General features: G+C 65.0%; 22 protein-coding genes. 13 read left to right on the top strand and 9 right to left on the bottom strand.

All coding sequences use genetic code 11. The features are described 5' to 3' along the window. Positions 1-2: 2 nt before the first annotated feature. Entirely contained in the window at positions 3-1187 is a 1185-nt protein-coding gene (locus tag NKI32_RS20455; RefSeq protein ID WP_353003356.1) for a Gfo/Idh/MocA family protein, read from the bottom strand. Positions 1188-1273: 86 nt separating this feature from the next. Here NKI32_RS20455 and NKI32_RS20450 point away from each other — a divergent pair, with 86 nt between their 5' ends. The 8 genes from NKI32_RS20450 (at position 1274) to NKI32_RS20415 (ending at position 10613) form a co-directional block, all read left to right on the top strand. After that, positions 1274-2161: a MurR/RpiR family transcriptional regulator gene (locus tag NKI32_RS20450; RefSeq protein ID WP_023671058.1), complete on the top strand. Its 888-nt coding sequence runs from the start codon at positions 1274-1276 to the stop codon at positions 2159-2161. Positions 2162-2240: 79 nt separating this feature from the next. After that, positions 2241-3023 (top strand): SDR family oxidoreductase, encoded by a 783-nt coding sequence (locus NKI32_RS20445; RefSeq protein WP_353003354.1) that lies wholly within the window; start codon positions 2241-2243, stop codon positions 3021-3023. Then, complete coding sequence (locus NKI32_RS20440; RefSeq protein WP_353003353.1) at positions 3020-4555, top strand: mannitol dehydrogenase family protein; 1536 nt, start codon at positions 3020-3022, stop codon at positions 4553-4555. The genes NKI32_RS20445 and NKI32_RS20440 overlap by 4 nt, the downstream gene beginning before the upstream one ends. 22 nt (positions 4556-4577) lie before the next feature. Continuing rightward, positions 4578-5492 carry a sugar phosphate isomerase/epimerase family protein gene (locus tag NKI32_RS20435; protein WP_353003351.1) on the top strand — a complete coding sequence of 305 codons (915 nt, stop codon included), beginning with the start codon at positions 4578-4580 and terminating at the stop codon, positions 5490-5492. A gap of 78 nt (positions 5493-5570) precedes the next feature. Further along, entirely contained in the window at positions 5571-6605 is a 1035-nt protein-coding gene (locus NKI32_RS20430; protein ID WP_023683115.1) for an ABC transporter substrate-binding protein, read from the top strand. Positions 6606-6872: 267 nt separating this feature from the next. Then, positions 6873-8423 (top strand): sugar ABC transporter ATP-binding protein, encoded by a 1551-nt coding sequence (locus NKI32_RS20425; protein WP_353003349.1) that lies wholly within the window; start codon positions 6873-6875, stop codon positions 8421-8423. Next, positions 8420-9391: an ABC transporter permease gene (locus tag NKI32_RS20420; RefSeq protein ID WP_023704176.1), complete on the top strand. Its 972-nt coding sequence runs from the start codon at positions 8420-8422 to the stop codon at positions 9389-9391. The genes NKI32_RS20425 and NKI32_RS20420 overlap by 4 nt, the downstream gene beginning before the upstream one ends. Before the next feature lie 241 nt (positions 9392-9632). Next, complete coding sequence (locus NKI32_RS20415) at positions 9633-10613, top strand: ABC transporter permease (protein WP_352534101.1); 981 nt, start codon at positions 9633-9635, stop codon at positions 10611-10613. Positions 10614-10967: 354 nt separating this feature from the next. On the opposite strand, the gene NKI32_RS20410 is transcribed toward NKI32_RS20415, so the two are convergent. Both NKI32_RS20410 and NKI32_RS20405 read right to left on the bottom strand, forming a co-directional pair. Continuing rightward, positions 10968-11408, bottom strand: a complete 441-nt coding sequence (locus NKI32_RS20410) for a lipid-binding SYLF domain-containing protein (RefSeq protein WP_353003347.1) — start codon at positions 11406-11408, stop codon at positions 10968-10970. A 160-nt stretch (positions 11409-11568) separates the two neighbouring features. Further along, a complete protein-coding gene (locus NKI32_RS20405) occupies positions 11569-12561 on the bottom strand; it encodes a hypothetical protein (protein WP_023710848.1) in 993 nt (330 codons plus the stop codon). A gap of 198 nt (positions 12562-12759) precedes the next feature. On the opposite strand from NKI32_RS20405, the gene NKI32_RS20400 reads away from it, so the two are divergent. Then, on the top strand, positions 12760-13428 hold the full coding sequence (locus NKI32_RS20400; RefSeq protein ID WP_031199642.1) for a GNAT family N-acetyltransferase: 669 nt from the start codon (positions 12760-12762) through the stop codon (positions 13426-13428). A 13-nt stretch (positions 13429-13441) separates the two neighbouring features. Beyond that, positions 13442-14653: a cytochrome P450 gene (locus NKI32_RS20395; RefSeq protein WP_353003345.1), complete on the top strand. Its 1212-nt coding sequence runs from the start codon at positions 13442-13444 to the stop codon at positions 14651-14653. On the opposite strand, the gene NKI32_RS20390 is transcribed toward NKI32_RS20395, so the two are convergent. From NKI32_RS20390 to NKI32_RS20370, 5 genes are all read right to left on the bottom strand, one after another. Continuing rightward, a complete protein-coding gene (locus NKI32_RS20390; protein ID WP_023698638.1) occupies positions 14619-15551 on the bottom strand; it encodes a glycosyltransferase family protein in 933 nt (310 codons plus the stop codon). The two genes, NKI32_RS20395 and NKI32_RS20390, sit on opposite strands and share 35 nt — an antisense overlap. Next, positions 15548-16423: an alpha-1,2-fucosyltransferase gene (locus tag NKI32_RS20385; protein WP_023698639.1), complete on the bottom strand. Its 876-nt coding sequence runs from the start codon at positions 16421-16423 to the stop codon at positions 15548-15550. Before NKI32_RS20385 ends, NKI32_RS20390 begins: the two co-directional genes overlap by 4 nt. Positions 16424-16526: 103 nt before the next feature. After that, positions 16527-16886 carry a hypothetical protein gene (locus NKI32_RS20380; RefSeq protein ID WP_023751389.1) on the bottom strand — a complete coding sequence of 120 codons (360 nt, stop codon included), beginning with the start codon at positions 16884-16886 and terminating at the stop codon, positions 16527-16529. A gap of 89 nt (positions 16887-16975) precedes the next feature. Further along, a complete protein-coding gene (locus NKI32_RS20375; RefSeq protein ID WP_023683110.1) occupies positions 16976-18124 on the bottom strand; it encodes an amidohydrolase in 1149 nt (382 codons plus the stop codon). Positions 18125-18152: 28 nt separating this feature from the next. Then, the gene (locus NKI32_RS20370) at positions 18153-18572 is read right to left on the bottom strand and encodes a hypothetical protein (protein ID WP_023683109.1); all 420 of its coding nucleotides are present in this window, start codon (positions 18570-18572) and stop codon (positions 18153-18155) included. A gap of 235 nt (positions 18573-18807) precedes the next feature. Here NKI32_RS20370 and NKI32_RS20365 point away from each other — a divergent pair, with 235 nt between their 5' ends. The 3 genes from NKI32_RS20365 to NKI32_RS20355 all read left to right on the top strand — a co-directional run bounded on the left by NKI32_RS20365 (position 18808) and on the right by NKI32_RS20355 (position 20462). Further along, positions 18808-19800, top strand: a complete 993-nt coding sequence (locus tag NKI32_RS20365) for a GlxA family transcriptional regulator (protein WP_353003341.1) — start codon at positions 18808-18810, stop codon at positions 19798-19800. A 68-nt stretch (positions 19801-19868) separates the two neighbouring features. Then, positions 19869-20150: a type II toxin-antitoxin system ParD family antitoxin gene (locus NKI32_RS20360; RefSeq protein ID WP_023669694.1), complete on the top strand. Its 282-nt coding sequence runs from the start codon at positions 19869-19871 to the stop codon at positions 20148-20150. A gap of 9 nt (positions 20151-20159) precedes the next feature. Beyond that, a complete protein-coding gene (locus NKI32_RS20355) occupies positions 20160-20462 on the top strand; it encodes a type II toxin-antitoxin system RelE/ParE family toxin (protein WP_031196911.1) in 303 nt (100 codons plus the stop codon). Here the strand turns inward: NKI32_RS20355 and NKI32_RS20350 are convergent. Then, positions 20449-21768 carry an HlyD family type I secretion periplasmic adaptor subunit gene (locus NKI32_RS20350; protein ID WP_023669696.1) on the bottom strand — a complete coding sequence of 440 codons (1320 nt, stop codon included), beginning with the start codon at positions 21766-21768 and terminating at the stop codon, positions 20449-20451. The two genes, NKI32_RS20355 and NKI32_RS20350, sit on opposite strands and share 14 nt — an antisense overlap.

The following is a 21768-nucleotide window of genomic DNA, read 5'->3' as shown; positions in this document are numbered from 1 at the left end:
CCTCACCCGAACCTTGCCGCCGTCCAAGCCCCACCCGCAGCATTCGACTCCACCGCCGCCGCCACAAACTTCACCCCGCGCGCGCCATCGACGACATCGGGCACCTGTGCCGCGCGCGCCGGATCAACCGTCCCGCCCGAACGGTGCGCGCGAATGATATCGGCGGCGTCGCGGTAGAAATTGGCGAAGGCCTCGATATATCCCTCCGGATGCGCCGCTGGCATGCGCGACACGCGCTGGCTTTCAGCGGTCGAGCCGTGACCGCCACGCACCAGCGTGCGGGTTTCCTCGCCATATGGTGAGAAGCGCAATTCCTCCGGCCGGCCACCCGACCATTCGAGCCCGGCTTTGTCGCCATAGATGCGCACCGAGAGATCATTGTAGTGGCCGGGCGAGGTCTGGCTGGCGAGGATCGTGCCGCGCGCCCCGCCGGTCCAGCGCACCAGCACATGCGCATTGTCGTCGAGCCGGCGTCCCGGCACGGCAGTGAACAGATCCGCCGACACCGCCTCGGCCTCACAGCCGGAGATATAGCTTGCCAGGTTGAAGGCATGCACGCCGATATCGGCCAGCACCGCCGACTGCCCGGCGCGCGCCGGATCGGTGCGCCACTCCGCCTGCTTCTGGCCCTCGGCGTCGATCGGCGTGGTCAGCCAGTCCTGGATGTAGGCGCCATGCACGGACACGATGCGGCCAAGCGCGCCCGCCGCCACCATCTCGCGCGCCTGGCGGACCATGGCGTAGCCGGTGTTGTTGAGCGTGACGACGAAGCGACGCTTTTTCTCCCGCGCCAGCGCCACCAGCGCCTCGGCCTCATCCAGCGTCGTCGACAGCGGCTTGTCGCAGATGACGTCGATGCCGGCCTCCAGAAAGGCCGTGGCGATCGGCGCGTGCAGATGGTTGGGCGTGACGATGACCACCGCCTCGATGCCGTCCGGCCGCTCAGCTTCCGCCCTGGCCATGGCCCGGTAGTCGGCATAGCTGCGATCTGGCGCGATGCCGATCTCGGCAGCCGACGCGGCGGCGTTTTCCGGGTCCGACGACAGCGCGCCGGCGACCAGCACGATCTGGTCGTCGAGACGCATGGCCAGCCGATGCACGGCGCCGATGAAGGCATTGCGGCCGCCGCCGACCATGCCGACCCGCAGGCGCTTGCCGGCTGATCCGTCCGATGTTGCGTAGACCATTTTCAAGCTCCTCCCGGCAGACCGCTTTCGAACATGATTTCCAATTTTCATATTGTAAAACGATCGTATCGCGCTAGCCTGAAATCATGAGTGGGGCAAGCAAGGCATCCGGACGGTCCAGCACCGACGAGGCGGCGACGCGCAAGCGCGGGCGCTCTCTGGCCGCACTCGGCTATATCCAGCCGCAGACCTACGAGGAGCTGCGCGCCGTGCTGTCGTCGGGCACGGTGCATTTCCCCAAGCGGCTGCGCCAGGTGGCAATCTTCCTGTGGCAGCATCCGAGCGACGTCGCGCTCGGCACCATCGCGCAGGTTGCGGCACAGGCCGGCGTGCAGCCCTCGACGCTGGTGCGCTTTGCCCAGATCTTCGGCTATTCCGGCTTTTCCGATTTCCAAGGCCTGTTCAAGGAGCACATCAAGGGCTCATGGCCGGAAGGCCGTGGCGAGCCGCGCACCGAGACCGAGCCCAATCTGCATTTCCTGCACGGCATGGTCGGCGCGTCGCAGGCCTCGCTTGGCCGCATCGAGGCGGGCTTCGATGTCGCGAGTTTCGACAAGATGGTGGCGCTGCTGGCGGCCGCCGAGCTGATCTATGTCATCGGCTCCAAGCGCGCCTTTCCCGTCACCGCCTATCTCTCCCTGACACTGTCGCAGCAGGGCGTGCGCAATGTGCTGGTCGACAATGTCGGCTCCTCCGCACTCGACCAGATCGGCTGCATCGGCGGCCGGGATGCCGTGCTCGCTGTCTCCTTCAGCCCCTACAATTCGATCACGCCCGATCTCGTCGCGGTGGCGCATGAGCGCAAGGCGCGTATCGTCACCGTCACCGACAGCACCTTCAGCCCGCTGATCCCGCTCTCGGACAGCTGGCTGGAAGTGGTGGAATCCGACTTTGCCGGCTTCCGCTCACTGGCGGCCTCGCTCGCCGTTGGGATGGCGCTGGTCCATGGCGTGGCGGCGCGGCGCGGCGAATGAGGCGTCACTGGTCCAATTGACTATCGGGAATTGTCGTTCCATATTTCTCAAAATAGAAACTTTATTCCCGGGAGGAGGAATGGAGATCCGGCTTGACGGCAAGGTGGCTCTGGTCACCGGGTCGACGCAAGGCATTGGCCGCGCCATTGCCGAGACGCTGGCGCGTTCCGGTGCCGCCGGGCTGTTGGTCACCGGGCGCGAGAGGGCGCGTGGCGAGGCCGTGGCGGCCGAGCTTTCGCAATTGGGCACGCCGACCATCTTCGTCGCCGCCGACCTTGCCGATGCTGACGCCCCCACCCTTCTGGCGCAGGCCTGCATCGAGCGCTTCGGCCGCATCGATGCGCTGGTCAACGCCGCCGGCCTGACCGATCGCGCCTCTTTCCTCGACGCCAGCCTCGACGATTGGGCGGCGCTGTTTGCCGTCAATGCGCGCGCGCCGTTCTTCCTGATGCAGGCGGCGATTGCCGACATGAAGCAGCGCGGCCAAGGTGGCGCCATTCTCAACATTCTGTCGATCAATGCCCATTGCGGCTCGCCGGAGCTTGCCGTCTATTCCGCCACCAAGGGCGCGCTGGCGACGCTGACCAGGAACGCCGCCAACGCCCACCGCTTCGACCGCATCCGCGTCAACGGCATCAATGTCGGCTGGACCGACACGCCGGCCGAACGCATCATGCAGGCGGAGACGCTGGGCAACGGCCCGGGCTGGCTCGACAAGGCCAACGCCGCGCAGCCTTTCGGCCGGCTGCTGACGCCAAACGATATCGCCAGCCTCGCCGTCTTCCTGCTCTCCGACGCGGCCGGCCCTATGACCGGTGCGGTGATCGACCAGGAGCAAACGGTGATCGGGGCGAACCGGTGAGCGCTTCCACCGAAACGCTTGGGCCGGCGCTGCTCGACCGCTTGCCGGCCTCGGTCCAGACACCGTCCTATGACCGTACGCTCCTGGCGCGCGGCATGGCGCATCTCGGCGTCGGCGCCTTCCACCGCAGCCATCAGGCCGAATACACCGACGATCTCATCTCGCTGCGCTTCGACCGCTGGGGCATCGTCGGCATCAACATCCGTCCGCCCAGCCTTGCCGACACGCTGGGACGGCAGGGCGGGCTCTACACAAGGCTGATCCGCGAGAACAGCCATATCGAGGCACGTGTGATCGGCAGCATCGTCCGGGTGGTCGACAGCCAGGAGAGTGCCGCACCGGCGCTGGGTGTGCTGATCTCTCCCGATATCGAGTTGGTGACGATGACGGTGACCGAAAAAGGCTATTGCCACGTCCCGTCCAGCGGCGAACTCGACCTTGGCCATCCCGACATCGTCCACGACCTCGCCAACCCCGAGACGCCGCGCAGCGTCCCCGGCCTGTTGGTGCGGGCGCTGGAGCAGCGCAGGGCCACAAATGGGCGGCCGCTGACACTGCTGTCCTGCGACAACATTCCGGCCAATGGCGTTATCCTGGCCAATGTCGTGCAGACCTTCGCCAGGCAGCGCGGCAATGGCTTGGCCGCGTGGATCGCAGCCAATACCGCCTTCCCTTCGTCAATGGTCGACCGCATCGCGCCGGCGGTGACGCAAGATGACATCGATAGTGTCGAACAATGGTTCGGCTACCACGATGCCGCCGTCGCTGTCGGTGAGCCGTTCCGGCAGTGGGTGATCGAGGAAAAATTCGCCGGCCGCATGCCGCGCTGGGATCTGGTCGGCGCCACCTTCGTCGACGATGTGACGCCGTTCGAGCATCTCAAGATGCGGGTGCTGAACGGCGCCCAGACGACACTGGCGACGCTCGGCGTGCTGGCCGGGCTCGAGCACACATCGGACGCCATAGCCAACCCGCTGCTGTCGGACTTCATCCGGCGCATGCTGGTCGAGGAGACGCTGCCGACGCTGATGCCGGTATCCGGCGTCCTGCCGCTTGCCTATGTCGAGCAGAGCCTTGCCCGGCTGAAGAACACCGCGATCCGCCACCGCAACCACCAGGTCGCCACCGACGGTTCGCAGAAGATCGTGCAGCGCCTGCTCAACCCGATCCGCGACCGGCTCGCAATGGGCCAGAGCATAGGCCTCCTGTCGGTGCCGGTCGCCGGCTGGATGGCCTATCTCATCCATGCTTCCGCACGCTTCGGCAAACGCTGGCCGGTGTTGGATCCCTATGCCGGCAAGGTCGCCGCGGTCGCCGATGCGACCGGTCACGATGCCAGCGCGCTGGTGTCCGCCATCCTTGCCATCGACGGGATATTCGACCCCGGCCTTGCCGCCGACGATACGTTCCGCGCGGCCGTCACATCGGCGCTGGGCGACCTGCTGTCGGACGATCCGATGGCGGCTGTCCGGCACAGTCTTGAACAAGATGAGGTCGCGAGGTTGAAGCGATCCAAACAATCGGCATTATAGTCGTCGGGTCTAGGGAGGCAGAATGAAACTTGGAGTTCTTACAGCACCGTTTGCGGAGACGCCGCTTGGCGAGGTCGCCGGCTGGGCGCACTCGGCCGGCTTCGAGGCGCTGGAAATCGCCTGCTGGCCGAAGACCTCCGGCGCGACGCGGCGCTATGCCGGCACCAGCCATATCGACGCCGCCTCCACCTCGCCCGCGCAGGCCAAGGAGATCGTCGCCTCGCTGACGGAAAAGAAGCTGACGGTCTCCGGCCTCGGCTACTACCCCAACCCACTGCATCCGGACCCTGCCCATCGCGAGGCCGTCATCGGCCATCTGAAGAAGGTCATCGTGCTGGCCGCCAATATGGGCGTGCCGGTGGTCAACACCTTCTGCGGTGGCGATGCCTCGAAGACCGTCGACGTCAACTGGCAGGACGCGCTGAAAGTCTGGCCCGAGACCGTCGCCTATGCGCGCGATCACGGGGTAAAACTCGCCTTCGAGAACTGCCCGATGATCTTCAGCTATGACGAATGGCCGGGCGGGCACAACATCGCCTATTCGCCGCTGGTCTGGCGGCGCATCCTCGAAACCTGGGGCGGCGAGGTCGGCATGAATTTCGACCCCTCGCACCTGGTCTGGCAAATGATCGACCAGGGCCGCTTCATCAAGGAGTTCGGCCCCTACATGCTGCATGTCCACGCCAAGGATTTGATGATCGATCATGATGGTTTGTATGAGCGCGGGATCCTTTCCGCCGGGATAGGCTGGCAGGTGCCGCGCATGCCGGGATTGGGCGATGTCGACTGGAGCGGCTTCTTCTCCGGCCTCTACCGCGCCGGCTATGACGGCTCGGTCATCATCGAACATGAGGACAGGCGGTTTGAAGGCAACGACGATGCGGTGAAGCGGGGCTTCCTGCTCGCCCGCGACGTGCTGCGCCCCTTCGTCAAATGACGAGGTGAATGACTTGGTCCGATCCTGCCGAAGGGTCTGGCCCTGAGACGAAAAACAACAATGTGGAGGAGTACTGACATGAAGAAAATACTGACCATGGTCCCGTTGCTTGCGGGCGCTGCCTTGCTGGCATCGATGGGCGTGTCGTCGGCCGAAGCCAAATATACGATCGGCATTTCCAACACCGTGCAGGGCAATGGCTGGCGCGAGGAAATGGTCTGCGCCATGAAGGCGCAGGCGCTGGCTTCGGGCGAAGTGACGAAGCTCAACATCGCCCACCGCAACACCGATGCCGCCGGCCAGCTCGAAGACATCCGCAATCTGATCAGCGCCAAGGTCGACGCCATCGTCGTCAACCCCGCTGATCCCGCCGGCATCAAGGCGGGCCTGGAAGAAGCCACCAAGGCCGGCATCGTCGTCGTTGCCGTCGACCAGGCGGTGACCGAACCGTCGGCCTACATCATCTCCAACAACCAGGAACAGTATGCCTATCTCGGCGCCAAATGGCTGTTCCAGCAGATGGGCGGCAAGGGCGAAGTGTTCTACATGCGCGGTGCCGCCGGCGCCTCGGCCGACAGCGATCGCGACAAAGGCTTCAAGAAGGCGCTGGCCGAAAACCCCGGCGTGAAGGTGGCGCAGGAAGTCTTCACCGGCTGGCAGCAGGATCAGGCCAAGCAGCAGATGCTGTCGTTCCTGGCCACCGGCACGCCGTTCAACGGCGTGTGGACGTCGGGCATCGACAACGTCATCGTCGACGCGCTGGTCGAATCGCAGGCGCCGCTGGTGCCGGTGGTCGGCGCCGACAATGCCGGCTTCGTCGGCCAGCTGAGCTCGGTGAAAGGTCTCGTCGGTGCAGCCGTCACCAACCCCGGCTCGATCGGCGGCGCGGGCGTGACGCTGGCGCTGCAGATCCTCGACGGCAAGAAGCCAGCGCAGCAGACCGTGCTGGTCGACCCGCAGCTGTGGGACAACGCGACCGACGAAGGCAAGGCCAAGCTGAAGGCAGCCGCCGACCCGTCGCTCAGCCCGGAATGGCCGGTCTCGATCTCGATCCCGGAGTGGACGACCTACACGAAGGACCAGATCGTGGCCTGCAAGGGGCCGGGGGAGTAAGCCTGGTTTGAATGAACTGGCGAGGACGGCGAACGGCCGTCCCCCCCACACAGACTAGCGCTCTACGGCGCCCCCTCTGTCCTGCCGGACATCTCCCCCACAGGTGGGGAGATTGGCTGTCATCTCGGCTTTCGCTAATTTTCTACGTCGCAAGACGAGGGGCGGCGCCGGAACTGCCAATCTCCCCCCAAGTGGGGGAGATGTCCGGCAGGACAGAGGGGGGCGCCGTAGAGTGCCAGCAAGAGAATTTCTGATGCGGACATCGATTTGACCACCAGCCCCCTCCTCGACGCCACCGGCGTCGCCAAGAACTACGGCGCGGTCGCGGCCTTGCGCAACGCGTCGCTCTCCGTCCGGCCCGGCGAAGTCCACGCGCTTATGGGCGCCAATGGCGCCGGCAAGTCGACGCTGGTAAAGATCCTGACCGGCGCCATTCCCGCCAATGCCGGCCGCATCCTGATCCGCGACGAAGCGCGCGACATTCGCTCGCCCGCCGCCGCGCGCCGCGCCGGGCTGCTGCCGGTCTACCAGGAGCCGTCGCTAATCCCCGATCTCGACGTTCTCTCCAATCTCAGGCTCACCGGCACGCCGGTCGAGCCGTTCCGCGCCTGGGTGCGCGAGCTCGGCATCACCGACCTCGATCTGCGCGACACCGCGCGCGACATCCCGCTGGCCGTGCTGCGCGTGCTCGACCTGGCGCGGGCGCTCGCCGTCGAGCCCGACGTGCTGCTGCTTGACGAGATGACGGCGGCCCTGCCCGCCAACCTTGCCGAAAAGGTGCTGGAAGTGGTGCGCCGCCAGGGCGATTCGGGCCGCGCCGTGATCTTCATCTCGCACCGCTTCGTCGAGATCTCGGCGCTGTGCGACCGCGCCACCGTGCTGCGCGACGGCGAGACCGTCGGCGTCGTCGACATCGTGCCGGGCGTGGAAGAAAAGATCGTCGAGCTGATGCTCGGCACCCGCATCGTCAAAACCCATGTCGCTGCCCGCAGCGCTGCCGAGAAGGCCGCGCCCGCGACCACCCGGCCGCGCATTTCGGTGCGAAACCTGCGCGTCGGCGCCAAGCTCAGCGATGTCTCCTTCGATCTCGCCGACGGCGAAGTCGCCGGCGTCGTCGCGCTCGAAGGCCAGGGCCAGGACGAGTTGTTCGCAGCGCTTGCCGGCTCGATCCGGCCCTCCGGCGGCACCATCGAAGTCGATGGCCAGCCCGTGAAATTTTCCCACCCGATCGACGCCATCCGCGCCGGCATTGCCTATGTGCCGGGCGACCGCTCCGAGGCGCTCGCCATGCAGCGCTCGGTCCGTGAAAACATCGCCCTCCCCTTCAGTGCCGCGCTGCGCAACTGGGGGCCGATCAACATGCGCCGCGAGCGCGCGACCGTGCTCAGCGCCATCGAGCGGCTGCAGATCGACACCCGCGCCCAGGGCGAAGTGCAGCGCCTGTCCGGGGGCAATCAGCAGAAGGTGACCATCGCCCGCTGGATCGCGGCGGATGCCCGCACCATCCTGTGCTTCGACCCGACGCGCGGCATCGATGTCGGCACCAAGCAGGAGATCTACAAGCTGCTGCGCGAACTCGCCGGCAACGGCAAGTCGGTGCTGTTCTACACCTCCGAACTGGAAGAGGTGCAGCGCGTCTGCGACCGTGTCATCGTCATCTTCGGCGGCCGCCTCGTCGACATTTTTCCGGTCGAGGAGGCCGACGAGCCGGCGCTGATGCGCGCCGCCTACGGCCTGCCGCGCGGCCCCAAGGCCGATATCGGCATATTGGCTGATCCGACCGCGAACACTTCGGCTTCGCCGGAGGCCGCGCCATGAGCCATTTCCTGCGCCGCCAAGGCTGGGTCGTCGGCCTGTTCGCCCTGCTCATCGTCCTGTTCATCGCCACCAGGATCATCCAGCCGGCCTATGGCAGCAATGATTTCGGCTCGCTCGCCCGAGCCGTTCTGCCCTATGCCTTCGCAGTCGCCGCGCAGACCGTCGTCGTCATCGCCGGCGGCATTGACCTGTCGGTCGCCGCCATGATGGCGCTGACCAGCGTCACCGCGGCGTCGATGATGAATGGCGCGAGCGAGGAATACGCGCTGTTCGTGGTGCCCTTCGTGCTGGCCATGGGTTTCGTGCTCGGCGCACTCAACGGCCTGCTCATCGTCGTCACCCGCGTGCCCGACATTGTCGTGACGCTGGCCATGCTGTTCGTGCTGCAGGGTGCAGCCCTGCTGGTACTCGACGCGCCGGGCGGCGGCATCGCCGAATGGCTGAAGGCGCTGATCTCTGGCACCGTACCGATCCCCGGCCTGCCCGACGCCGTAGATGCCTGGCTGCCCAAGGCGCTGCTGGTGCTGATCGTGTGCCTCTGCGTCATCTGGATACCGCTGCGGCGCTCGCGCCTCGGCCTCTCCATCTACGCCATCGGCTCTAGCGAACTGGCGGCGTTCCGCTCCGGCGTGCCGGTCAAGCGCACTCGCATCATCGCCTATGCGCTGTCGGGCCTGTTCGCCGCCTTTGGCGGCCTGGCGCTGACCATGAGCACCGGCATCGGCGCCCCCATCCCCGGCCCCTATCTGCTCGCCAGCGTCGCCGCCGTGGTGCTGGGCGGCGTAGCGCTCGGCGGCGGCAAGGGCGGCCTGCTCGGCCCCATCGTCGCCGTCTTCGTGTTGAGGCTGGTGCGCACCGACCTGACGCTGCTCGCCATCGACCCGAATGTCACCGCGATTATTGAAGGGCTGATCATGGTGGCGGTGGTGATGTTCGGGGCGTTTATCACCATGCGGGGGCGGCAATGATGGGTGTGCTGTCGCAGAGAGACGTCGGCGTTCCTTCGCGCCCCCCTCTGTCCTGCCGGACATCTCCCCCACGAGGGGGGAGATCAGCTGTCATCGCCGCTTTCGCCAGCCTTCAACGTTGCAAAAAGGAGCGAGGCGCTGGAGCTGCCAATCTCCCCACAAGTGGGGGAGATGGCCGGCAGGCCAGAGGGGGGCGCCGTAGAGCGCCATCCTCGCAGCACACAACACCAAGAGCCGCCCCATGAGCACCACCGCCATCACCCCGGTCCCCTTCGGCCGCCGCATAAAGCGCTTCATGGCCGATCGCCCGCTCATCCCGCTGATCGTCCTGCTCGCCATCCTGGTTATAGTCCTGCAGGTCCTGCGCCCCGGCATCGTCAACGAGCGCTGGATCGCCAACACCATCAAATTCGCCATCCCGCTGGCGATCCTCTCGGGATGCCAGACCATAACCATGCTGACCGGCGGCATCGACCTGTCGGTCGGCACGGTGGCGACGATGAGCGCCTTCATCATGGCCACGCAAGTGGTCAACCAGGATCCGGCGGTGGCGTTCCTCCTGGCGATGATGCCGGCGGTGCTGATCGGCCTCGTCAATGGCATCGGCGTCGGCGTCTTCCGCGTCCACCCGCTGATCATGACGCTGGGCACCAGCCTGATCGGCACCGGCTGCCTGCAGGTCTACCAGCGCACGGTGATCGCGTCGGGCGCAAAAATCCCCGACTTCCTGGCTTGGCTCGGCACCGGCGTGACATGGGGCTTCCCCAACGCGCTGCTTTTGTTCGTGCCGCTCGCCGCCCTCATCGTCTTCACGCTCGCCCGCACCGGCTTCGGCCGCCTGCTCTACGCCGTCGGCGACAATGAGCGCGCGACCCGCCTGTCGGGCGTGCAATACTGGCAGGTCATCACCGCGCTCTACGTCACCTCCAGCGTGCTCGCCGGCATCACCGGCCTGCTCTATATCGGCTTGATCAAGGCGCCGTCGCTGTCGCTCGCCGAACCGCTGGTGCTGCCCTCGGTCGCCGCCGCCGTCATCGGCGGCACCTCCATCTTCGGCGGCCGCGGCGGCTACACCGGCACCATCATCGGCGCCCTGATCCTGACCGTGCTGACAACACTGCTGACCATCCTGCAGATGCCGGAGGGGGCACGGCGGATCTTGTTCGGGCTGATCGTGCTGTTCGTGACGGCGGCGTATTTGCGGATTGTGGAGGAGCGGTAGGGGGCTGGCGGCAGTAGTGCCGCCGGTCCGGCGCTGCAAGCCAGGCTTACCCGTCAGAAGCGCAAGGCTATCGCCTACGGCAGCGCCAGCCCCCACTCCGTCTCGGCTTCGCCGAGCCACCTCTACCCCCACGTCCGTGGGGGAGAGGAAATGCCAAGCTTTCATAGGAAGGAAATCCAAGTTTTTCTTGAGGCAGAACCTAAGCCTTTGAAGCCGCGACTTCCAAAATTAGCGTTTCCTCTCCCCCACGAAAGTGGGGGTAGAGGTGGCTCGGCGAAGCCGAGACGGAGTGGGGGACCGACCTACTGATTGCCACCATCCTGGGCGACCTTGCCCACCCAGACGCAACGCCCCTTACTTCAACGAAATCGCCATCCCGCTCAGATCCGCATTCACCTGCAGGCCCACCTGCCGGCCGGTAAGCTCGAGCTGGGCGCCCTTGTCGTTGGTCATGACGATCACCTGCGCCCCCTTGCCGAGCGCGCCGCCACCGCCGGCCGCGCCATAAACGCCGGTCGCATCCCGCACCCTGCGGATATGGCGCACGATGCCCCGGAAATAGGTCTTGGAAACCCCGAAGGCGAAGCCGCCCGAAACGCCGCCGATCGTGATGGGATAGGAGCGGCCGTGGAAGGTCAGCGTCCCCTCGCCGCCGGAACCGCCGACGAAGAAGGCCGCCTTGTAGACGGCAAAGCGGATCGTGCCGCTATCGGCATGCGCGGCGCTGGCAGCGCTGACGGACACAGTTGTGATGGCCGCAACCGCAAGCGAACGAAAGCTGGACGAGATGGTCATGGTGGGAGCTCCTCAAGTGCGCCGCTTGCCCAGCCGGCAGGCGGCGTCGAATTCGTAACCAACTTGAACAATCTAGCCCGTGATTTGGTTCCAGGCAGGCTGTGACAAGATCCGACGAAACGTGACGTGGTGTACTTTCGGGTTGCGGAGGAGGCGGCGCCTATTTTCTCTTCCTGAGCACTTTTCGCAGCATTAACTTCAGCCGCCTCATCTGGTAATGGCGCCGCAACTTGGCCAGCGCCGACTGGTGGGCGGTGTCGATTGCAGCCAGCGAGTCCGCCTCGGTAGCCTGCGGCAGCGCGAGCAGCGCGTCGGCCTGAAGATCGGCAAAGGGCTTGGGGTCATAGCTGGCGAACGGCGTCGGCGGGTCGCTGAGCACGGTGGGGTTGCTGTTGATCTCGAACACCACCAGCCTGCCGTCGACGAATGTGTAGTCGATGCGTCCATACTGCATATGGGCTTTTTCGAAGACCCGCATGACCGCATTGGCGTCAGGATTCGTATCGATATAGGTCCTGATTTCTTCGATATGCGCCGGCAGCAATTGCTCGGGCGAATTCTTGACGAACCACGATTTCGACATGGCGCAATGCTGGCCGTAGATCGTATCGCCGACCCGAAACGCCGCGTACTTCCTGAAATAACCGTCCATTCCGGGGGTGCCGATCATCTCCACCACCATCGGCCGCACTAGATCGCTACCGTCCAGCCGGGCGATCGCGGCGTCCAGCGCCGGCCGGTCGTGCAGCAGCGGCGGCTCCCTGTAGAGTGCGCCCGTCTCGTCGCGGATGAAAACGGGATAGCGTATCGGCTCTTCCAACTCGTCCGGCCTGAACACACGAAAAGCGTTGCTGCCGTCGGCGTGAAGCAGGCGCAGCAGGTCGAAGCGCTGCAGGCTGGCGGTCGGGTGATTGAGCTGCGTCAGGCCGGTGTTGTCAGCCAGTTCGGCGCTGATGCCGGCCGCGCGGCTCAATTCGTCCGATGTCAGCCGGTCCATGTCGGACCAGATGACCACCCCGGCGCGAACGCCGCGCAGCAGCCCGGCATCCTCGTAGCGCACCAGCCGGAACCACGCCTCCAGGTCAGTCCGGTGATACAGAAGCACCACCGCCTGCGTGTAGGCGTGCTCCCGATGCGCGACGTAAAATATCATGCGTTTCCGTTGTCCGTATGTAATTGCAAAGGGGAACCATGATGATTAGACAGGCTTGTGAAAGCCGTGAAATGGTTCTCGATCCGGCATGCGTCAAACAGGAGATAGAACAGGTTGACGTTTCCGTGAAGCTGCAAACCGCATTGGCAAGAAACTGCCATGCGCCATCAACGCGTTAGAAGTCGAGGCAGCCGACACATGAATTTAGACGATGTTGCGATACCCATCCGCCGGTTAGAGCTGGAAGACATGCCGTTGCTGATGGAGCTTGAGGCTGCCGCCTGGGCAGCCCCGCTGCAGGCGAGCGAAACGACCATCCGCCACCGGCTGGCACTCGGACACACCATGTTCGGCGCGATCGATGGCGATCTGCTTGCCGGCACCATCTGCTTTGCCGAGACCAGCCAGGATCCGCTGGTGCGCGCCGATTTCCCCAGGAATTTCGATGCCTATGCATCGCTGCCGCGCAGCGAGCCGGTTTACGCGCTTTACGCCTACAATCTCTGCGTCCGGCCGAGCCATCGCGGCACCAACACGGCGGTGCGGCTCTTGAAGGAGATGGAGAGCCACGGCCGCCGCCTGGGCGCCAGCTGGCTGATCGGCGATGGCCGCTGCTCGTCCTATGCCGGCTCCTCGGGCGACGAGTATGATCATGTCAAGGCCGATGCGCGGTTCCGCGCCACCATCGACCGCTGGAACCAGACCGGCACAAGACCGCCGCTGGAAGAGATCATCCGCGATCCGCTGCTGCGCATGCACTACCGCGTCTACGGATGCGAGTTCCTCTACGTCATGCCGGACTTCTTCCCGCAGGACGCCACGTCAGGCGGCTTCAGGGTCATTTCAGCCAAGAATCTCAAGGCATGAGATTCGAGCCGTCATGACAGCTCCGCATTTCGATCCGTTCGCGCTCGGCGACGACCCGTTTCCGCATTTCGCCCGCATGCGTGCCGCCGGCGGCATTGCGCGCGGCGTCGCGCCCTATCCCGAACTGGCCGACGCGCATTATGTGTTCAGCCATGAGCTGGTGTCGGGCGCGCTGAAGCATCCCGCTCTTCTTCAGGCGCCGCCGGGTACATATGAAGAGGTCCGCCGCAAGCTCGTCGACCATGCGCCCATGGCTCTGCTCAGCCGCTCAGTGCTGCTCGCCGATCCGCCTCAGCATGGCGCCTTGCGCCGGCCGGTCGCTGGCTTTTTCTCACGGCCGGCCATCGAAGCGCTGACGCAAGGTCTTCGCGCGCTGAGCCACGAGCTGGTCGAGCGTGCGCTGGCGGATGGCCGCGTCGACGCCGTCGCCGGGCTCGCCGTGCCGGTGTCCTTCTGGCTGCTGCAGGAAATCCTCGGCATCGAGATCGAGGACCCTTGGGCGTTGAAATCGGTGACCCGCCGCATGGCCAGCGCATTCGACCTGCGAAGAGCGCAGCCGCCGGCAGCAAGCGCCGAGGCCTATCGCGAATGCCAGGCTTTTGTCGAGGAGCGGCTGGCTCGACAGGCCTACCGGCCGGACGGAATGGTTGCCGGCATGGTGCGGGAGGTTGCGCAAGGCCGCTGGTCGCGCGGGGACATGGTGGCCAACATCGTCTTCATGCTGTTTGCCGGACAGGAGACTGTCGTCGACGCTCTCGGTAACGCAATTGTTGCGTTGGATTGCTTTCCCGAACAGCGCGCGCTGCTCGAGCGCGGCGCTGTCGACTGGAGCAGCGCGGCGGCCGAACTGCTGCGCTATGGCGCCTCGGTGCAATACGCCGTCGCCCGCATCGCGGCGCAGGACATCGACCTCGGCGACGTCAGGATTGCGGCTGGCGAAGCGGTCGTGCCGGTGCTCGGCAGCGGCAATCGCGACCATGCCGTCTTCGCCGATGGCGACCGGCTGGACCTCACGCGCCCGCCAGCCATGTCGATGACCTTCGGCACCGGCCTGCATGTCTGCCTCGGGCAACATGTCGCCCGTATCGAGATCGCGGCGATGATAGAAGCCCTGTTCACCCGTGCGCCCGGATGGCGGCTCGATGCCGCAAATGCCGAGCGCCGCGCCACGATGTCGTTTCACGGCATGGCTACCGCGCCGCTGATCCTCGACCCCGCTGCGTGAAAAGCGGCCGCGTCTGAGCGATGACCGCCGGGTCGAGCGACCTGACGATTTCCGAAACCTTTGCCCGCAAGGCGCCCACCGTCGCATCGTCGAGCGGATCGAGAATATCGTTCTGATCTCTCGATACCCGGTACTCGTCCAGCGACGGCGCCTCGCTCGACGGCGTGAAGCCGCCGCCGCGGGCATGCTTGTCGGCCAGTTCCTGCCTCGATTTCACGGCATAGTGGCGGATCCAGCCGATCTTCCATTCCATCGGCATGGCCGCCGGGTGCTTGTCGAGCGTCATGCCGTCGACCAGCGTCCTGCGCAGCGAGATGCGGAAACCGTGCGGGTGCGGCATGAACTGCCCGGGATCCCGCAGCGCCTTGCGCAGCACCGAGGACACGCGGGCAAACGACTTCTTCCAGCGCGCGGTCGGGGCGTCATGCGTGCCGCGCCTTTGAAACCGCACCGTCACCAGTTCGTCGTCATAGGCCTCTTTGCCGTCGCTGCCGAAATTCACCCAGCGAAAGGCGACGCTGCGCACGCCCGGGCGGCTCAAAAGCGAGCGGACCAGTTCGGCTCCGCTCCAGGGCGGCCCGTCGAGCGGCTCGAGGAACTCGTCGGCGTCCATGAAGCCCAGATAGCGATAGCCGTGGAGCAATGCCTGCCAGTAAAGATAGGAATAGGCCCGCCGCTGCGGCAGCACCGTGTCGTGCCGCCAGTCGACGAGCCGGATCCAGCCGGCATCGCGCAACGCCTGGAGCACCGCCGACTGCGGGCCGGCGCTGCAGTTGTCGGCGATCATCAGGTCGAAGCCATGCAGCTTGTGCCAGGCGACCCACTCGATCACATAGGGCTGCTCCAGCTTCATGATCGCGCAGATCACCGGCCTGTTGACGGAAAACGGAATTCTCATCGCAACGCTTTCCCCGCGCCACCCGCTGCTGCTTGAGGCTCGACCTGCCGGAACGGGATCGCATCGCCATAAAATGCCGCAAGCTGCTCCGAAGAGCCCGTCCAGTCGCCCATGTCGAACTGGTGGAACCGATAGCGTGGGTCGTCAAGGGGCAGCAGGTCGATATCCGGCCTGATGCACCGGTCGAATATGCCGGCCACCGGCAGATGGATCGTCCGCGCCGAAGACAACCAACCGGCCAGCCAGGAGAAGCTGCTCACCCCCGTGACGAGATGGCTCGCCCGGCGCAGCGTCTCGAAATCGGTCAATGGCGACGCCTTCGGCGCGAAGACAGCATCGGGAAAACGCTGACGCAGGCGCCGGCAATAATCGTTGTCCTCATGGGTCTGGCCGACGAAGACCGGCTTGCGGCCGCTATCCTTGATGAGCGTCTCGAAGAAGCCGAATGGCATCGGGCAATAGTTGCGGTGGAAGCCGTCGAGGATGTCGCCGGCCCGCACATGGATGACGAGGAAATCGTCGCCATGGGTCGGCGCGGCGACGGCACGCCCGTCGAAAAGCCCGGAGACCTCGTCCCGGTCATAATAACCCAGCCGCTGCGCAAAGCCCTTGAAGCGGATGCTCCGCGCCCGCCTGTCGCGGAACGCGGCTATGATCCCGTCGAGGTCGTAGCGGTGATAGCCGTCGACCCGAAGCAGCCGGTATTTCCACAACAAAGGCGGCCGCACCCTGGCAATGGACCATTCCGGCAGGTCGGCGTCGCAGACATAGCCACCGGGGATACGCTTCGCCAGCACATGGCAAAACATGTACTGGAACATCTTGTTCGCCATGCCGCCAAACGGCTGCATCACGATGGGCACTTGCCGCATTGGACCCCTTTCGCCAAAGACGGTCATTGTTACCCGAGCTGCGCGGGACGGTCGACTGGCCTCTGGCCAAGGGCGCATCATGATCGCCGCCGTCAAGCCACCCTCAGGGATAATGCGTCGGCTTTGGCGCGTAGATCTTTGGATCGAAGTCCAGATCCCTCGGCAAGGGCAGGCTTGAGCACTGCAAATGCACCTCGCGTGCGAGCAGCCGGCGCCGCTGCTGCTCATGCTCCTTGATCGCCGCCACGAGACCCATGCTGTAGGGCCCCAGCACGACGCCGGCGGCCCATCCCGGATGCTCCTTCTCGCGCGCGTCATAATTCATGGCATCGGTGCGGGCCTGCTGGCATTCCGGCGTCGCCCATTTCGGGTCTTGGGTCGAGAGCGAGGCTCCATACTGGACCGGAGACGATACGCACCCTGCCACTGTCGCAGTCAACGCGACGACCATTGCAATTCTCATCCGCAAGCCCCTCCTAATGTAGGACGCGACTACAAGACGATTCCAGCGGGAAAAAGGCAGCTTCAGGATGCGGATTTTGCAGGGGCCGCTCACCCCAGCAGGTTGCGCGCCGTGCGCATGAAGATCTTCGAACCGATCGGGATCAGATCGTCGGGAAAATCATAATCGGGGTTGTGCAGCGAAGGATGGCGCTCGCCGGCGCCGAGAAAGAACATGGCTGAGCTCGCCTTGTGGCCGAAGATGCCAAAATCTTCCGAAGCGCGCATCGGCAAGGCTTCCTCGCTGCGCGCGACGCCCTCTTCGTCCAGCGCGCGGTTGAGATGTTCCACCGCGTCTGGAGCGTTGACGCTGGCGACGAAGATCTCGTGATAGTCGCAGCGCACGGAAAGGTGATGCTCGGCCGCGATCCTGGTGGCCAACGCTTCCGCCGCCGCGACCAGTTCCGCCATGCGCTCGTCGCGCCTTGTACGCAGCGTCGCCCACACCTCGGCGTGAGCAGGCGCGATGCCGAACACGGCCTCGCCCATCGTCGCATGGGTGACGGTGACCATGCTGAAATCATCGTCGGCAAAGGTGCCGCGGCCGAGCGCCGGCAGCAGCGGCATGAGCTCGCTCACCGCCAGCATCGGCGACACGCCGGTTTCGGGCATGGACGAATGCGCGGTTTTGCCGTCCAGCACGATGCGTATGCCGCGCGAGGCGCAGTTGACCACGCCGGGCTTGAGGCGAACCTCGCCGAACGGCACGCCCGGCAGATTGTGCAGGGAGAAAGCAAAATCCGGCGCGATCTCGTCAAAGCGCGCATCGGCGACGACGCCGGCCGCGCCATTGCCGGTCTCTTCCGCCGGCTGGAACATCAAGACGACGCGGCCGCGCGCCGGCCGTTCTCGTCCGAGCTGGCGGCCGAGTGCGGCCAGGATCGCGGTGTGGCCGTCATGGCCGCACATATGCGATTTTCCCGGCACCTGCGAGGCATGCTCGACGCCCGAAAGCTCCTCGATCGGCAGCGCATCGATCTCCGAGCGGAACAGCACCGTCGGCCCCGCCTGGCCGCTGTCATAGACCGCCGCCACGCCATGACCGCCGAGGCCGGTCAGCACCTTGTCCGGCCCTGTATCGGCGAGGAAGCTGACGACTTCCTTGGCGGTCTGTTCTTCCTCGTTGGAGATTTCAGGCCGCTGGTGCAGCTTGCGGCGCCATGCCGTCAGCTCGATGATATCGCGATTGGTCAGGGTCATGGCTTGGGCTCCGCTTTGGTGCTGCAGGTTACACAAACACGATAGGGTTTTTCTCACGCCGTGCCATACTGATCAATTCCACTAGTCCATCGGCAAATTCCCGAACCCATGGGTCGGTGCTGGATTCGATCAGTCGCAATTCGCGCTCAAGCTCGCCGAAGCTCGGCTCCTCGATGACGTCTCCAACACCGCTGGCTGAAAGGAGGACCATCCGTTCCAGCGCTGACCCTTCGCCGAGAAGACCGGCAATCAGCTCCCCGAGCGCCGCAATGTGGGCTATGTTTCCGACACGCCAGTCACGCGTTGTGACATCGTCCCAGGTGAGAGTCACGTCTTCGGGATGGATCACCTCGCATTCGCCGTTTTCCGGATCCCGCTGAAAGCGATAGCCGGGGAATTCCCGCTCCATGGTCGAAACGCTTTTAAAAACCGCCAAGTCGAGACCCATGCTCCCTCCCGCCTAACCGAAGATCATCCTTACATTCGGCTCCAACAATCGGTCAAAGCTCTTTTGGACCTATTCTCGAAACATTGGAGAAGAGATGGCCGACCGGTTGCACACTAAGGTCGTCAATCTCATCTCCGACATCTGGCGGCCAATCCTGAGGGGCATGGTGCTCGAGTCCGTGCCAATCTTCAGCAACTAGGCTCCATCCACCCGAAGGAACGGTTTCGGAGCAACAATGGCCAGGCGGTTTGCGTTTCTCTTGGTTCGCGACTTCACGCTGTCGCCGCTGCCGCTGTTCATCGACACGCTGCGGCTGGCCGGCGATGAAGGCGACCGCAGCCGCCGGATCGAGTTCGACTGGGAGATCGTCGGCGAGCGTGGCCTGCCGATCCGGGCGAGTTGCGGTGTCGAGTTGCTGCCGACCAAGGCGATCGGCAATCCGCAGGAGTTCGACAATGTCGTCGTGGTCGGCCTGCTCGACACCAACCGCAGCCTCAGCTCCGAAAAGGAGGCCTTCCTGTTGCGGGCGGCCGAAAAGGGCGTGCCGCTGACGGCACTCTGCACCGGCAGCTTCGTGCTCGCGCGCTACGGTCTGCTCGATGGCTACAGTGCTGCCGTCAGCTGGTTTCACATCAAGGATTTCCGCAGCCAATTCCCTGATGTGAACGCCCATGCCGACAGCCTGTTTTCCGTCGATAGGGGCCGCTCGACCTGCGCCGGAGGCACGGGTGCGGCCGACCTTGCCGGCCATTTCGTGTCGCAGTTCATCGGCCGCAAGGCTGCGGAAAAAGCCGCCAAGACCCTCGTGCTCGACCGCATCCGCTCGAGCCTGGATGTGCAGCCCGTCGGCGATCTCTTTCCGGCCGCGTCGAGCCGAGCGGTGAAACGGGCGCTGCTTCTGATGGAAAGCAATCTCCAGGAGACGCTGTCGGTCGCCGAGATCGCGGGCCGGTTGCATTTATCCCGGCGCCAGCTTGAGCGGCTGTTCGGCGCCGAGCTCGGCATCGGCCCGATGGCCGCCTATCTTGCGCTGCGCGTACATCAGGCCAAGTCGCTGCTGGAGGGGAGCGACTTGGCAATCGGCGACATCGCCTACCGCTGCGGTTTTCCCAATGCCGGCCATTTCAGCCGTGTCTTCCGCCAGCAGACCGGCATCACGCCGACCCATCTCAGGCATCCGAACCGAATGTCCGGTCTCTTTGCCGACGCCAAGGGGAGCGGTCCCTAAGCCTATATTGGGGCGTGCGATCTCGCCGTTGGTATGATAATATCATACCAACCTGATAGGAGGGATCCATGTCCGCCACCGAAAAACGCACCTTCAGCCTGCCGGCCGAGCAGGCTGCTTTCATCGACCAGCTCGTTCGGTCCGGCACATACGCGACCAGCAGTGAAGTGATCCGCGCCGGTCTTCGCGCATTGCAGGAACGCGACGCCGCTGTGGAGCGCTGGCTGCGTGAGGAGGTCGCGCCGACCTATGATAGGTGGAAGGCAGACCCCTCCCAGGCCATCCCGGCCGACAAGTCTTTTGACAGCATCCGCGCACATCACGCAGCTCGCCTCAAGGGGAACGTGTGAAGCGCCGGCATGTTGTCCTTTTGCCGGAAAGCCCAGACGGACCTGTTATGGATATACGATACGGTCGCTCACGCATCCGGCAACCTCACCGCCCTTCGCTACATCGAGCGGATCGAGCGATTTTGCCTGGGTCTCGACTATGCCTCGGAACGCGGAACCGTAAGGGATGATGTGCGGCCGGGGCTTCGCATCGTTGGCTTCGAGCGCCGCCTGACTGTGGCCTTCACCGTAGAAGGCGACCAGGTGGTGATTCTCAGGGTGTTCTACGGCGGCGTCAACTGGGAGGACGAGTTGGCGCCTATCGCTCCGTGAACGCCCGCGCGAACGAGTCCAGCATCGGCCGCGCCAGATATTCGAGGAAGGTTCGGTCGCCGGTACTGATAAACGCCTCGACCGGCGTTCCCGGGTAAAGCTGCTCGGCTTTCACGCCCTGCGGCAGCGTGTCGGTGATCTTCAGCCTGGCGCGGAAATACGCCTCATGCGTGGTTTCATCGATCAGCCGGTCGGCGGAAATTTGCGTCACCGTAGCCGGGACCTCAGGGGTGAGGCGCGCGTTCAGGGCGGACAGCCTGAGCTTCGCCGGCTGGCCGACGCGAACCAGATCCACGTCCTTCGGCCGCAGCTTCGCGTCGACGATGAGGCCCGACGCGGTCGGCAGGATCTCCATGATCTTCTGCCCCGGCGCAATCACGCTGCCTTTGGAGTTGTAGATCGAGGATACCACGATGCCGGCTGCCGGCGCCTTGATCGTCGTGCGCCCCAGCACCGCCTCGGCTGCGGTGATCTGTTCGCCGATGTCGGCCAGGCTGGTGCGAACCTCGTCGAGCTTGGTCAGCGCGTCCTCGACGCGCTGCGTGGTCGCGCGCTCGACCTGCGCCTGGGCTTCGACGATCTGCGTCTTGGTCGCTGCGATATCCGCCTCCAGCGCGCCGGCCTGGCCGACCAGATCGGCCTCGCTGCGCAGAAGCTGCGAATATTCGCTGCGGTTGGTGAGACCCTTGTCGAGCAGGCCGGTCTTGATGCCGAGTTCCTTCTTCACGATCTCGGCCTGTTGCTGGATGGCGAGTTTCTGCGCCTCCAGTCCCAGCGCCGACTCACGATGCATGGCGACGCGCTGCGCCAGGATCGACTGCTCGGAGCGGAACCGGGCGAGCCTGGCCTCGAACTCCTTCTGCTGTTCGTGCACCAGATTGTCGAAATCGCGCTGGAACGGCGCGGGTGCTGCTTCGGCGATCGGCGCCAGCCTGTCCGATCCGTCGCGCTCGGCCTCAAGTCGCGCGGCACTTGCCCTGAGCGCGATCGTCTGTCTGGTCAGCCGGTTAAGGTCGGTCTCGGCCGCCCTGCGGTCGAGCAGGACCAGCGGTTCGCCTTTTTGCACGCGGTCGCCTTCATGCACCAGCAATTGCTCGATGATGCCGCCCTCGGGGTGCTGGATGAGGATGTTGCCGCCCGTCGCCGAGATCGTGCCGGAGGTGATCACCGCGCCGGAGAGCGGCGCGTTCGCCGCCCAATAGCCGAAGCAGCCGACGAAGAGCGCTATGGCCACGTAGCCGACGACGGCCATGCGGCGGAAGTCGGTGCGCGGTCGACCTTCGAAGGCGAGGCTCTGCTGCATCAT

Source organism: Mesorhizobium sp. M0761 (assembly GCF_040320205.1).
GTDB lineage: Bacteria > Pseudomonadota > Alphaproteobacteria > Rhizobiales > Rhizobiaceae > Mesorhizobium.
The sequence above is the reverse complement of the archived record's forward strand: the minus strand, read 5'-3'. Positions and strand labels throughout refer to the sequence as shown.

What these genes read in the sequence shown, in the direction of transcription:
- NKI32_RS20455 (WP_353003356.1), bottom strand. Translation starts at nt 1,187, where the DNA reads ATGGTCTACGCAACATCGGACGGATCAGCCGGCAAGCGCCTGCGGGTC.
- NKI32_RS20450 (WP_023671058.1), top strand. Translation starts at nt 1,274, where the DNA reads ATGAGTGGGGCAAGCAAGGCATCCGGACGGTCCAGCACCGACGAGGCG.
- NKI32_RS20445 (WP_353003354.1), top strand. Translation starts at nt 2,241, where the DNA reads ATGGAGATCCGGCTTGACGGCAAGGTGGCTCTGGTCACCGGGTCGACG.
- NKI32_RS20435 (WP_353003351.1), top strand. Translation starts at nt 4,578, where the DNA reads ATGAAACTTGGAGTTCTTACAGCACCGTTTGCGGAGACGCCGCTTGGC.
- NKI32_RS20430 (WP_023683115.1), top strand. Translation starts at nt 5,571, where the DNA reads ATGAAGAAAATACTGACCATGGTCCCGTTGCTTGCGGGCGCTGCCTTG.
- NKI32_RS20420 (WP_023704176.1), top strand. Translation starts at nt 8,420, where the DNA reads ATGAGCCATTTCCTGCGCCGCCAAGGCTGGGTCGTCGGCCTGTTCGCC.
- NKI32_RS20415 (WP_352534101.1), top strand. Translation starts at nt 9,633, where the DNA reads ATGAGCACCACCGCCATCACCCCGGTCCCCTTCGGCCGCCGCATAAAG.
- NKI32_RS20410 (WP_353003347.1), bottom strand. Translation starts at nt 11,408, where the DNA reads ATGACCATCTCGTCCAGCTTTCGTTCGCTTGCGGTTGCGGCCATCACA.
- NKI32_RS20405 (WP_023710848.1), bottom strand. Translation starts at nt 12,561, where the DNA reads ATGATATTTTACGTCGCGCATCGGGAGCACGCCTACACGCAGGCGGTG.
- NKI32_RS20400 (WP_031199642.1), top strand. Translation starts at nt 12,760, where the DNA reads ATGAATTTAGACGATGTTGCGATACCCATCCGCCGGTTAGAGCTGGAA.
- NKI32_RS20395 (WP_353003345.1), top strand. Translation starts at nt 13,442, where the DNA reads ATGACAGCTCCGCATTTCGATCCGTTCGCGCTCGGCGACGACCCGTTT.
- NKI32_RS20390 (WP_023698638.1), bottom strand. Translation starts at nt 15,551, where the DNA reads ATGAGAATTCCGTTTTCCGTCAACAGGCCGGTGATCTGCGCGATCATG.
- NKI32_RS20385 (WP_023698639.1), bottom strand. Translation starts at nt 16,423, where the DNA reads ATGCGGCAAGTGCCCATCGTGATGCAGCCGTTTGGCGGCATGGCGAAC.
- NKI32_RS20380 (WP_023751389.1), bottom strand. Translation starts at nt 16,886, where the DNA reads ATGAGAATTGCAATGGTCGTCGCGTTGACTGCGACAGTGGCAGGGTGC.
- NKI32_RS20375 (WP_023683110.1), bottom strand. Translation starts at nt 18,124, where the DNA reads ATGACCCTGACCAATCGCGATATCATCGAGCTGACGGCATGGCGCCGC.
- NKI32_RS20370 (WP_023683109.1), bottom strand. Translation starts at nt 18,572, where the DNA reads ATGGGTCTCGACTTGGCGGTTTTTAAAAGCGTTTCGACCATGGAGCGG.
- NKI32_RS20365 (WP_353003341.1), top strand. Translation starts at nt 18,808, where the DNA reads ATGGCCAGGCGGTTTGCGTTTCTCTTGGTTCGCGACTTCACGCTGTCG.
- NKI32_RS20360 (WP_023669694.1), top strand. Translation starts at nt 19,869, where the DNA reads ATGTCCGCCACCGAAAAACGCACCTTCAGCCTGCCGGCCGAGCAGGCT.
- NKI32_RS20355 (WP_031196911.1), top strand. Translation starts at nt 20,160, where the DNA reads ATGTTGTCCTTTTGCCGGAAAGCCCAGACGGACCTGTTATGGATATAC.
- NKI32_RS20350 (WP_023669696.1), bottom strand. Translation starts at nt 21,768, where the DNA reads ATGATGCAGCAGAGCCTCGCCTTCGAAGGTCGACCGCGCACCGACTTC.